This window comes from Nitrospira sp. (assembly GCA_015709715.1).
Taxonomy (GTDB): Bacteria; Nitrospirota; Nitrospiria; order Nitrospirales; family Nitrospiraceae; genus Nitrospira_A.
Map to the genome: position 1 here is coordinate 1,721,926 of CP054184.1, position 12,430 is coordinate 1,734,355.

9 protein-coding genes are annotated in these 12,430 nt (G+C 62.5%); all 9 read right to left on the bottom strand.

Translation table 11 applies throughout. From position 1 onward, the window contains the following. Nucleotides 1–4: 4 nt before the first annotated feature. Nucleotides 5–1,981, bottom strand: a complete 1,977-nt coding sequence (locus HRU82_08200) for a S9 family peptidase (protein ID QOJ34928.1) — start codon at nt 1,979–1,981, stop codon at nt 5–7. 168 nt (nt 1,982–2,149) lie between these two features. After that, on the bottom strand, nt 2,150–4,408 hold the full coding sequence (locus tag HRU82_08205; GenBank protein ID QOJ34929.1) for a TonB-dependent receptor: 2,259 nt from the start codon (nt 4,406–4,408) through the stop codon (nt 2,150–2,152). A gap of 71 nt (nt 4,409–4,479) precedes the next feature. Next, the gene (locus HRU82_08210; GenBank protein ID QOJ34930.1) at nt 4,480–5,853 is read right to left on the bottom strand and encodes an amidohydrolase family protein; all 1,374 of its coding nucleotides are present in this window, start codon (nt 5,851–5,853) and stop codon (nt 4,480–4,482) included. 2 nt (nt 5,854–5,855) lie between these two features. Further along, nucleotides 5,856–6,050 (bottom strand): helix-turn-helix domain-containing protein, encoded by a 195-nt coding sequence (locus tag HRU82_08215; protein QOJ34931.1) that lies wholly within the window; start codon nt 6,048–6,050, stop codon nt 5,856–5,858. Nucleotides 6,051–6,111: 61 nt separating this feature from the next. After that, nucleotides 6,112–8,439 carry a TonB-dependent receptor gene (locus tag HRU82_08220; GenBank protein QOJ34932.1) on the bottom strand — a complete coding sequence of 776 codons (2,328 nt, stop codon included), beginning with the start codon at nt 8,437–8,439 and terminating at the stop codon, nt 6,112–6,114. Between the two features lie 425 nt (nt 8,440–8,864). Then, nucleotides 8,865–9,407, bottom strand: coding sequence for a TlpA family protein disulfide reductase (locus tag HRU82_08225; protein ID QOJ34933.1), 543 nt, complete (start codon nt 9,405–9,407; stop codon nt 8,865–8,867). 12 nt (nt 9,408–9,419) lie between these two features. Then, complete coding sequence (locus HRU82_08230; GenBank protein ID QOJ34934.1) at nt 9,420–10,682, bottom strand: exo-alpha-sialidase; 1,263 nt, start codon at nt 10,680–10,682, stop codon at nt 9,420–9,422. Nucleotides 10,683–10,712: 30 nt separating this feature from the next. Then, nucleotides 10,713–11,924: a TonB family protein gene (locus tag HRU82_08235; GenBank protein ID QOJ34935.1), complete on the bottom strand. Its 1,212-nt coding sequence runs from the start codon at nt 11,922–11,924 to the stop codon at nt 10,713–10,715. Nucleotides 11,925–11,956: 32 nt separating this feature from the next. Further along, nucleotides 11,957–12,415: a hypothetical protein gene (locus tag HRU82_08240; GenBank protein ID QOJ34936.1), complete on the bottom strand. Its 459-nt coding sequence runs from the start codon at nt 12,413–12,415 to the stop codon at nt 11,957–11,959. Nucleotides 12,416–12,430: the final 15 nt, after the last annotated feature.

Consider the following 12,430-nt stretch of genomic DNA (forward strand, 5'->3'; position numbering starts at 1 on the left):
AGAATCAATTGAGCTGGGAGGATAGAAAGGATTCGAGTTCGGAGAAGACCTGCAGGCGGTCTTCTTCCCGACTCAGGTCGTGGTCGGCGAACGGCAGTTCGACGTACCGAGAGGTGGTGACGTGGGCAGCCTTGAGGGATTCGGCCAGCTCGCGACTGTGCTCGACAGGTACGGCACGATCCATCGCTCCATGGATCAGCAAAAGGGGTCGGCGCAAGGCCTCGGGATGGGTGATGGGCGAGAGGTCATGCAGGCGATCCCGATCGTGCCACCAAGATCCGATCCGCGCTTCCACCATCGGTTTCTGGTTCAGGTACCAGCGGCTGTCCGCTGAGAGCTTCCGCAAGTCCGTGATGCCGCCCAGGCTGACCGCGCAACGGTAGAGATCCGGCGTCTTCACCAGTCCCATCAACGCCGCATAGCCGCCGTAGTCGGAGCCGAGCAGGCAGATCCTATCGGTATCGGCCAGGCCGGCGTGAATCGCCCACTGGGCCGCATCGCTCAAATCATCCTGCAGTTCCAAGTTCCAGCGCTGGAATCCGGCCCGGAGAAACTGCTCCCCATACCCCTCCGCCCCACGAAAGCTGACCTGCAACACGGCCCATCCCCGGCTCGCCAGCCATTGGGTCCAATAGTTGAAGGCATCTCGCTCGCGCGAGGCCGAACCTCCATGGGGGAACAGAATCAGCGGAAGGTGATCGGGCTCCCGGTGCAACGGGATCGTCAGGAGGCCGTGTAATTCTTTCCCGTCACGCGCCGTGAAGGTGACCGGCCGTGACGCCGGCAGGTCGACCCCTTCCAGGTCCGGATAGGCCTTGCCGAGCAACAGCATCCGTCCGTCCTGTTCGTCATAGATAAAATATTGCGGGGGATGCGACAGGCCCGCCGACTTCACGATGTGCAGCCGACCGTCGTCGCTGCTGCTATGGATGACGTTGGCCCGGCCGAGAATCGCGCGATCGATCCGCGCCTGCAGCCGCTGCGCGTCAAAGTCCCAGAACAGGACGCGCAGATCCTCGGCGCTGTACCGCACCCCGATGACCTTGCGACGGCCCGGCGCATAGACGAGTTCGCCCGCCAAATCGTACTTCGGATCCGACGCCACGAGAATGCGGTCCACCGAGGGGTCGCCGGCAATGTTCACCTTGAAGATCGCCGCCCGTCCTCGGTGCCGATCGCGCACGTACAACCAGGTCGGGTCGGCGTCGAACGCGAGGGGTACCAACCCGGTTTCCTGCGCGGCGTCGTATTCGACGAACGTCCGCCAGGTCTTGCTCTCGGGTGGTTTCACGATCACCCGCACGGTCGTTTCAAATTGACCGACGCCCGCGCGCACCTCCCCCTCCCGATCCGCAATCCACTGCAACACATTGCGGGGTCCCGGCTTCAGCCCGGGATTCGTCTCTACCAACCGACGTTCGCCGCTGTACACATCCAGCGCATACACATCCGGCGAGTTCGGACGTTCGATGTCGAGGGCGATCAAGACATGCTTCGCATCACCGGGAATGGTGCCCACGAGGCGATCCTGAAACTGGGGGAGATGTTTCTTGCCGAAAATCGAGGTGAAGGAGGTCTGCCGGAGGAGATTGCCGTTCTGCTCTGTGCCGTCTCGATTGATCGCCAGAAGCCTGGTCTCCACCCACTCGATCCTGTCACGGCTGTCGGCGAAGGACACGGTCACGAGCACCCGTTCGTCATTGATCCAGCGGAAGGAGGTGATGAGAGAGTCCCGATTGTCGGTCGAGACGAGTCGATGGACATCCTGTCCGGTGACGGTTTGCGTGCCCAGGTAGGTCTTGCCGTCATGGTTGCGGAGCACCGCCAGATGACGACCCGACGGGGAGATCTGGATGGATTCGATGCGCGGGAGCGAGGCAAAGGCCGCCGTAGGCGGGAGGCCGCTCGGCTGGTCCGCTTGCGCGGTACCCAACCCTACGACAAGGAACAACAGCACGACGAGTCCATACATGGCCGGCACGGTGTCTATCCCTGATACCACCAGGACATGCCCATCCGGGTACGCCAATACCAGCCCAGTTATCACATGTTCGTACGGCGGGCGTCCACCCCCTTGCTTGGCCCGAAGGGGCACATGATGCCCCTCCGGGCACAGCAGGCTCCGGCACGATGTCGTGCCGGCTCTCGATTAGAACTTATACTCCACGCCCGCAAACCCGCTGATCCCCAGAGCCGGATTGGCATAACGGTTGAGCGAATCGTTCACCACGACCGCACCGGCATAGGTCTTGTCGGTGAGGTTGCGCCCCTCGGCGAAGAGGATCCAGTGGTCGTTGATGTTATAACCGGACCGCAGGTTGACGACGAAATAGGACGGGTTCTTCACCGTGTTCTGGTAGTCGACGTAGAAACCCGACAGCGACCATTCAAAATTCGGCGCGATCCACCAGCCGGCCGGATGGTCGTAACGCAGTTCCAGGCTCATGCTGTGTTCCGGCGCCCCGGCGACCGTATTGCCGTCCTTCGCGATCAGGACGTTCGGGCCCACCGCGCCGCCCGCGCGCACGTCGTCGGTGAATTTGAAGCGCGACCAGGTATAGGCCACACGGGTTTGCAGGCTGTCTTCCCGCCCTGCGCCGCCCTGCGCGAAGAGGCCCTTCTTCAGGGCCATGGCGCCGCCGGCCTCGACACCGGTATGCCGCGTACCATTCGCGTTTTGGAACGTGCTCTGGTTGTTGATGACGGAGGCCAAGATCTCCTTCTGCATTTCCAGGTTATAGACCGTCAGGTCCCAGCTATAGCGCCGATCGGCTGAGGTGCCCCGGTGTCCCAACTCCACCTGCCAGGCGCGCTGCGCATCAAGGTTGAGAAATCCCGTATTCGGCGTGCCGTTCGCATTGACCGAGGAGAGCAGCTCGAGGTTGAGCGGCGCCTCGTAGGCCCGGCTGGCGTTGAAATAGAGTTGCGAGGTCGGTGTCGTGCGGTAGACGAACCCGATCTTGGGACTGATCGCATCGAAATGTTGCAGCGGTCGATTCGTGCCGGTCGGTGAGGACGGCGTATTGGGGTTGAACGGACTCCCGGCCGGCCCGAAGTTGTCGACCGTCGCCTGGCGGCCGGTGTAATCCCACCGCCCGCCGATCACGATCGTGAAGTCTTTGGTGGCATCGAAGGCATCTTCCGCATACATGCCGAAGTACGTCGTCTTGGCCGTGTAGTTCTGCGTCATCGCGCCGATGTTGCCGTTGATGTTCACGAATCGCTGCTGCCGTTGATTCCCATATCGCGGTTGGAAACCCATGACGAACGAGTTGTTCTTGCCGAACAGCGGATTCGTGTTCACGTAGCGGAATTCTCCGCCGACGTTGTTGTTTTCCTGCCGGATGGTCTGGAAGATCGGATGGTCCACGTACTGATTCGAGAAGTAGGGAATGATTTCGAAGTATTGATTGGGCGCGAACTCGTTGTGATAGGCGATGCCGATCCGCTGGAGGTTGTAGTAACGCCCGTAATTACAGGTCTGATTGTTCAGGTTACAGGCGAAGAAGGGCGGGGTGCCCGCCGGGCTCTGTCCGCCTGCCTGCTGCCGGTTGAAAAACAGCTGCTGGGTGGTGAGGGAGCCCGGAATCCGCTCCGCCACGTTCGCCTGCAGAAAGTAGGCGCGGATTTCCTGATGGTTACCGAGTTGGATGCCGATGTTCGCGTTCACCCGCTCGCGCGCCTGCTGACTGTTGTCCTGAAAGCCGTCCTGCCGGTTGCCGGACACGCTGATGTAGTAATCCATGGTCGCGCTCATGTTGCCGACCTTGAAAGGTTGGGTCACCTTGCCGCTCGACACCTGGCCGCTCACCATGCCGAAGCTGCCGGCCAACATGCGCATCTGCAATGTCGAGGCGTTGTACCCGGTGCGAGGCACAAGGTTGATGGCGCCGCCGATGCTGTTCGCGCCGTAACGCAGAGCGTTGGCGCCCTTGTAGATTTCGATCCGCTCATAGGCCAGCAGATCGATGGACTCGAAATCCGAAAACCCATCCGCATCGCCGAAGAAGATGCCGTTGATCAGGATGTTGATGCCGCGATGGTGAAAGTTGTTGCGCAGCGACGTGCCTCGGATTTGGAACTGGCCTTCGTCGGCCCCGAAGCGCGATTGGAACCGAACGCCCGGCGCGAATTGCAACACATCCTGCAGGTTGACCGCCCGTGACTCCGTGATCTGCTTTTCCTCGATCAGGATATTGCTGCCGGGACGGCGGGCGAATTCCCGCTTCACGTCCTCGACGTTCTCGATCCGTTTTCCGCTCACCTCCACCGGTTCGACCGCGATGACCGGCACGTCCTGCTCCAACGGCTTCTCGGCCGCCCACGACGCACCAGGCAGCGCTCCCACCAACAACAGGGCTGCCAGGCAGCCGACTCCCGCCGCGCCTCGATAATGTCCCCGCCTCATTTCCGCACTCCTTCCTCTGTCCAGACCGTATAAATGAATGACTGCCGCGATGCCGGTTGAGGACATCGCGCCTACTGCGCCCGATGACCGTCCACGACGACCCCTTGCTTGAACCTGATCCGAATGTTCTGCACCTGGGAAAAATCTTCGACCGGATCCCCCCCTAACCCCAGGAAGCTCGCTTCGTAGCCTTCTTCGAATCGCCCGATCGCCCGGCCGGGAAAGATGGCCGCCGGTGTCGCCTCGCACCAGAGTTTCACCAACGTAAGGTTGTCGAACAGATCGAGCGAATGAAGGTGGAGCGCCTCCGCCAACGGCGTGTCGGCATGGTCGCTGCCGATCGCCAGGGACACGCCCGCCTGGTGGAGCAACCGAAGGTTGTCCTTGAGCACCTGCGTGACAAACTCCTCCAGAACCGGTCGTCCATGCCCCCCCTGCGCCGCCTGGTGACCATAGGCATGGTGCGCCGCGGCTCCCGGCATGGCACGGCCGGCAACGGTCGTGGTGACCACGCGTACCTTCCGTTCCGCCGCCGCACGCGCATCCGCCTCTGTCAACCGAACGCGGTCCACATCGGCCGCCTGCTCGACCAACCAGCCCGGTACATGCGCGACTTCATCCACGCCCGCCCGAATCGCGTGACGAAAGTCGGCCGCAGTTTCCACATGGGCCGTCACCTGTAGCCCCATCGCATGGGCCTTGGCCACGATGGCGGGGATCAACCTCGGATCGAGGCCGGTACGCCCCGTGCCCGGTGTGCGAGCGTGCGCCTCCCCATCCGAATGGACGAGGTAGACCTTCAGAAAATCCGGCCGCCCGCTCGTCACCGATGCCCACTTCTCCTCCACGTCGTGTTCGCTCTCGATCACGACGTAGGCTCGATTCTCGAACCACCCGCGCGGGAGCGGACCCACAGCCGGCTCATAACGGCTCGTGCGCAACACATCTTCGTACAGAAGGATCGGGTGACCGCCGCGTCCGGTGAGGCCCGCGTGGGCAAACACCACGTCCGGGCTCGCCATCCCCTTCAGCACCTCCCGGCTGACCAGCGCATACTCCCGCACGTTGTTCGGAATCTTCACGTAGAACACTCCGTCATGCAGGTATCGGTCGGCTACCGGCGCGAGATTCCAGCTTCCCTCGATGTTATGGTTGTGGGCTTCGCCGAACGGCGGCACGATGAACAACCGTGACAGGTCGATGACCTCCAGTCGGCCCTGCGGCGGATTGCGCGTGAGGCGACCCGCGACCGAGTACCAGGTGGCGGGCTCAAACCCCGTGCCGTTAAACCATCGACCGTTGACCAACGCATACTGCCTGGCCGCAGGCTGTGTCGCAGCCTGGGCCGCAGCAGGCGGCGCCACCCCGGAAGGAGTCGCGCAGCCGGCCAAGAGGACGAGGAGGCCGGCAAAGACGAGCGGCCATCGCCTACACACACCCTGCATGTTCACACCGTCAGTTTGAGTTCTTGTGTCTTGTTGTTCTGCACCAAGCGGTCGAGCGAGGCACGAAACACCCGCAGGCTCCCACGCCCGATCTTCGTGCCTTCCAGCCGACCCTCCTCGACCCAGCGATAGATCGTCCATCGGCTGACCGCCAAGGCATCCGCCGCTTCTCCGACCCGCAAGAGTTGTTTCGTCATGGCGACCTCCTTCTCGAATAGGGGCACGGGAGCACCGGCCTGGGCCCCTCGTGCCGCAGAGCTAAAAGAGTCCCAACGTCACGCCCGCATACACCGCCCGTCCGTAGCCCGCGAAGAACAGGGTTTTGTTCGCATCCGCGGTGCTGTCCGCCACCACGTTGCCGGACGCCGCGTACTTCTTGTCGGCGATGTTGTCCACCTCCGCGAAGAACTTCGCGAACCGCACCCATTTGTTGTTCGGAAACTCAAAATTCTTGTGGACGTTCAGGTTGACGATCCAATAGGCGGGAATGCCTACGGTGTTGTTGTTGTTCAGGAAATAGCTGTTCATGTAGTTGGCTTCGACCCAGCCGCCCCAGCCGGTTCCTCGATGGTCGTACTCTTCCTTGAAATTGAGGACGTCGGTCGGCACGTTCGGCACAAATTTGCCGTCCCGCACGAAGGCGGTCGGCACGCCGCCCACAAGAAACCTGTCGCTGAAATTGATATAGCGGGCGTCGATGTGGGTGTAGGCGCCCGACAGCCGCAGGCCGTCCAGAGGCCGCCAGTCGTAGAACAACTCGATGCCGCGGTATTGGGAAGAATCAGCATTGATCGACGCGGTGCCGCCCGTGGTCGAGACGACCTGAGTGATGATTTCATCCTTCACGAAGGTCACAAACCCCACCAATTGAACCAGGAAGGTCTTGTGCAGCCGTGACTCCGTGCTCAACTCCACATTCAAATTCTTCTGCGGTTTTAAATCGAAGTTCGCGCCGGCCAACCCGGTGAAGGGGTTGGTCAACAGATTGCCGAAACCCGGGATCGCGTAGCCGGTCGACGCCCTCGCCCAGTGGCGATACCCTTCCGCCGGCTTCCACGTGATCGACATTTCCGGCGCCCAGTTGCTGAAGCTCCGGTCCGCGTTGGCGCGACCGCTCACGGCGCCGCCCGTATAGCTGATCGTCTGCACACTCACCTGCGACTGCTCGAAACCCAGCCCTGCGGCCAACGTCCACTTCGGGATGAATTCCAATTCTTCCCGAATGCGTCCGCCGATATTGCGGATCGTGCCCCGGCTGTTCTGCGCCAGCGTGCCGCGAGTGCCGAAGAAGTCCTGCAGGTTGTTGAATGTCTGCCCTTCCTGCTCCATCTGGTTGACGAAGAACCCGACGTAACTGCGCAACGGCATGTCGAAGATCCGACCGTCGTGACGCAGGTCGGTGTAGTGCTTGTAGTTCGGATTGATGTTGTCCGAGATCTGCGTGAAGGTCTGATTGATGTCCTTCACGTCGTAATCGGCTTCCATCGTCAAGACGGTGTTGGCGTCGAGCTGGCGCTCGTACATACCGCCGATGATGTTCCGACGATCCAATCGTCGTTGCGCCAACAACACGGCATTGGTCGCGTTGCTGATGCCGCCGGCCTGCCGGTGGTCGGCGTTGAACTGATTGATCGTCAGCCTGGTCGGCACACGCGCGTCCAACCAGTTCGTGATGGCCTTGAAGTAGAGGTTCTGTTTGTCGTCGACCTTCACACGAAAATTGAAGTTCAGCGTTTGCGTGCTGTAGTCGCTATGCCGAATGAAACCGTCTTCGATGACGTTGCTCGCGAAGAGGGACACGTCCACGTTGGTGTACTGCTTGCCGACGGCAAATCCGTATTTCTGGTAGCCGAACGATCCGCCGCTGAAGAAGGCTTCCATGCCGTTGATGTCCACCCCGCGCTTGGTGCGGAAATGCACCATGCCGCCGAGCGCGTAATTGTCGTACAGCGAGGACGAGGCCCCGCGCATCACTTCGACACTGCGCATGAACCAAGGATCGTGGATGTCCAGGCGCGACAGACCGTCCGACTGCGTCTGGATGAACCCGTCCTCGTACATTTTGATTTCCCGCACCGCGAAGGTCGTCTTCACGCCGGATCCGCGAATGGAGATGCTGAAGTCGCGCGGGCCGTTGGCTTGGCGCAAGACCACGCCGGGCAAGGATTCCATCGATTCCTTGAGGGTCCTGGTGGGCTGGGAATCCGTTTCCGACTGCTCGGTCGCCGAGAGCGTGATGCCCTCCGGCCGCCGCTGCACCCGGCTGCTGACGATGCTCACGTCGGCCAACTCATACTGGGGAATCGCCTCCGGCGATGATTCCTCGGCAGCCCCCGTCGTCTCCTGCACCACGGACGGTTGGACCGGCGCCGCGGTGGCTCCCGCAGCCGGCTGCTGGAGTTCTTCCAGTTCATGCAGGATCTTCTGCATCTGTTCCCTGAGTTCCTGTTCGCGCGCCCCCTTGTCCACGACCGATCCCGACGCCCCCTCCTGCGCGAGGGCCGGCGGCGCGACGGCCTGTGCGCCTAAGACCACGAGGGCGATAACCACGAATGATGTAGTGAATGAATACCGAGCACCGCACATACCAAACCTCCTGACAGCACGACACACACGGCAGTGGAGACACACCCCTCCCGCCCCTGCCCGATGGGACAAGAAGAGGGCTAGCCCGACTAGCGATAATGGATGGACTTACGAGAGCGCGGGAGGCGCACGAGAGGCGGCGTGGAACAGGCCTCGGCCAGTGAAGACACTCGGGCTCTGCTCGACGAGCAAAGCGACTGCGGGAAGCGAATGGAAAACAAATGCGGAGGGTCCGGCATCCGATGGGGGGTTAACCTGACAGGCCCAGGCGCAGACATCGGAGTGGGAAATGACGCCCCCATGGTGATGACCAGGCGGACGCGACTGGTCATGCTCGAAGGCGCAGGAGATCGCAAACAGGGAGAGAACCAGATGGGTCAGAGCCAGGATCGAGGCAAGGCCGCTGAACGATTTCGCGCGACGGGTCATGGCACCAACCCTTGCAACCATTCCACCGTCTGGGGCGCATCCCACTCGCGCGGCCCCACGGCGCGCCCGACCAGGAACCCCTGTCCGTCGATCAACACCGTCGTGGGCAGAGCGCGCACCAGGTAGGCACGAGATACGTCTTGCTCCTCGTCGAACAACACGGGCAATTGTACGTTCAGGCTGGCCAAGAACTGCCTGATCCCTTCTCGCTGCAGATCGGTGGTGATCGAGAGCAGCGCCACCCGTTCCGGATCCAGCTGCCTCCGCAACCGCTCGAAGGCAGGCATCTCTTCTTTACAGGGTCCGCACCACGTGGCCCAGAAATTCACCACGAGCACCTTGCCCTTGAAGTCGGACAACTGCACCGACCGCCCATCCAGCGACTGCAGGACAAACGGCGCCGCGACGGTTCCCGGTTGAACACGGGTGATTTTCAATGCCGTCATGGCATCCGCCGCCCACCCCGGCAGGGCGAGCGACCACAGGATCAGCGCCACCAGCGCCATGCCTGCCACGCTCTGTCGCAATCGACCGTCCATCGTCGTTTCCGCCTACCGGGTCGCCTCGGACGCCGCCAGCGCCGACGGCAGCCGCAAGGTCTGGGTCACGATCTTGTGCCCCGGCATGCCGTGCTCCATCCAGGCCAAGGCAAAGAGGCCCTGACGGTTCACCGCCACTACCGGCGTCTGGCTTTTCTTGTCATTGAGTTTCTGCGGCTTGGAGAAGGTCTGCCCGCGGTCCGTGGAGACGCTCACAACGACATCGCGCTTCACCGGCGCCTGTTCCTCCCACACCACCACGATCCGCCCGTCCGAATCGACGGCGATCTGCGGATGGTCGGGAAAGGTGTTGCGGGCCACATTGAGCGGCCGCTTCCCTGAAAAGGTCTGCCCGCGATCATCGGAATAGGCGAGGTAGACCGCAGGAATTTCCTCCGTCCCTTCGCTGTACCAGACCACATAGAGGCGGCCCTGCTTGTCCACGCCCATCGAGGCCGGGCGATGCGGACAGGCCGGGAACACCCACCGATCGTTTCCAACGATCACCGGCGCACCGAACGTCTCGCCCTGGTCGGTGGAGCGAGCAACGACGGTTTCGCGCACATTGCCCTCGAAAATTTTCCGCCAGGCGACATAGACCGTCCCGTCGGGACCGCTGGCCAGCGCCGTACGGCAACAGACGCAGGTCCCTTCATCCACTTTCAGGTTCTTCGTAACGCTCAGGCCCTTGTCCAACGACCGAGCCACATAGGTGCCCGGCTCCTTCTTGCCTTCGCGCGCGTCGATCCACGACAGGTGCAGACGGCCCGCGGCATCGCGATGCAACGCATCGAAGGTATGTTGAATGACCCCGGGATCGTCGTTCACCAACACCGACGCCTCGAACGTCCGCCCTCCATCGGTCGAGCGGCTCAAACGCAGCTCGGTCGCCAGCGGTTGCTGCGGCGTGGCATTGGGATGAGCTAGGCCCCAGGTCACGAACACCTCGTCGCCCGCGACCGTCAACGCCGGCGCCTCTTGTCTCCAATACGGGATTTCTTCCGAGCGATTGATCCGCACCGGCGTACCCATCGGCCCGCCAGGCGCCGTGCTGCGGGCGTACAAGACCGACCGCACGTCCTTGTCTTCTTCCATCCAGGCCAAGGAGATGATCCCGGCCTCGTCGATCTGAATGGAGGGGCCGACCAGGCTCTTCACCCTATGTTCCGTCACGAGCTTGGAACCCAGCTCGCCGGGCACGGAGGCGTCTGCGTAGACGAGCGACGCCGTCGAGAGCAGGCCCAGTAACAGCCCCGTGAGGTGACGCTTGGCCATGATGGAGGGGTGACGCACGGCTCGCTCCGACTATCGATTCAAGCTGTAACTCACCGGCAAATGCAGCACGACCATCGGCGCGGCCAATTCGTGCTTCATGTGCAACGGACAGGCGCGGCGCACCGCTTCCATCGCCGCCTGGTCGAGCGCGTCATATCCGGAACTCTTTACCACTTCGACATCCTTCAGTTGGCCGTCCTTCTTGATGGACACCTTCAGGACGACCTTCCCTTCCCACCCGTTCAATCGCGCCGTGCTGGGATAGTGCCGCAACTCGATGATGCGGCGGTGCAGGGATTCCGCCAACCAACCATAATCGGCCTTGGTGGCCGGTCTCGGCGTGGCCATGCGGGCAACCACCTGATGTTCCTGCAACGTCGCAGGATCAGGCTGCGCCGCCACGGCAGGGGCCGGCGGTGCGGTAACCGGTTCCACAGGAGCCGGAGGAGCCGCGACCGGCTCGCTCGGGGCAGCGGCCACCGCCTCAGCCACCGGGGCCGGAGCCGGTTCGGTCGGCGTCGACGCAGGCAGGGTCGGATCGGAAGGCGGAGCGGTCCGCTCCACCGGCGCACTCGCCGTCACGACCGGTTCAGACCTTGTTTCCACGGCAGCCGGCGCCGTCACCACCGGCTGAGCGGCATAGGTCTGCGCCGTGACAGGCGCCGATTCGACTAGGGTCTTTTCAACCGCCGCCACCGTTTCCCGCGTGACTTCCGCCGGGGCCGTCGCCTGCATCACCGGTTCGACCTGACGGGTTTCTTCACGCTCAACGTGCTTGACCGCTTCCCGTTGAATCACTTCCTTCGGCGGCTGGACCTGCTCCTGCGGGCGCACCGCTTCCACGACCGGCTGCGGTTCCCGCTGCACCGCCTGCACCACCCGCTCCACCGGCTGCACGACCCGTTGAACCGGCTGCGGCTCGACCCTGGTTTCGACTTGCCGTTGCACTGGTTGCGGTGTCGGTTCGACCGTCTTCACCGGCTCGCGCCGCGGCTTCACGGGGGCCGGGGCAGGAGGCTGCACCTGCGCGACGGGGGCCGGCTCTTCCTGACGCACGACCTCGCGCGGCGGCTCGACCATCGCGACGTCCCACTTAAAGGGTTCCTGCTGCACCAGGACGGTCATTTTCGGCATGAGGCTCAGCGCGACCATCGCGAGGCCGGCATGCAATAGGCAGGACACGCCCCACCCCTTCATCCTGTGCCGGGAGTCCCAGGTTTGCGCCGTGAGTCCTTGGTTCATGTGCAGCCCCCTTCCGATTCGAGAAACCTGCCCTACTTGAAGACCACCTTGGAGATGGAACTGACCGGCACCTCGACCTGCCCGAAATCCGAATCGCCCTTGAAGCTCCCGCTCACCGCCGGCACGAAGTCTCCGGTTTTGCCGTTGGTCAAGGTCACGCTCATGCTTGGCATGGCCTTGTCGGCGCCGGGCTTCATCTCGATCTGCTTGATCTGATCGAACTTGATATTGACCGTGGCCGTGCCCCGCTTGGCCGGCAGGTGCCGGAGTTCATGGGGAACAAATGAGGTTTCGCTCATTTTCTCTTCCCAATAGAAGATGCCGTTTTTGAGTTCGGTTTCGACGCCCTGCTGGTCCGTCACCACGATCTGGAACGCCTTCTCGCCCTTGTTGTCGGCCAGCGACAGACCCGGCATCCAGACCGACAAGACCAACGCCGCCAGTCCACAGATTCCGCCCCACTTCCCACTCCGAGACCACTGTGTCTTCATGACTCCTCCACATCC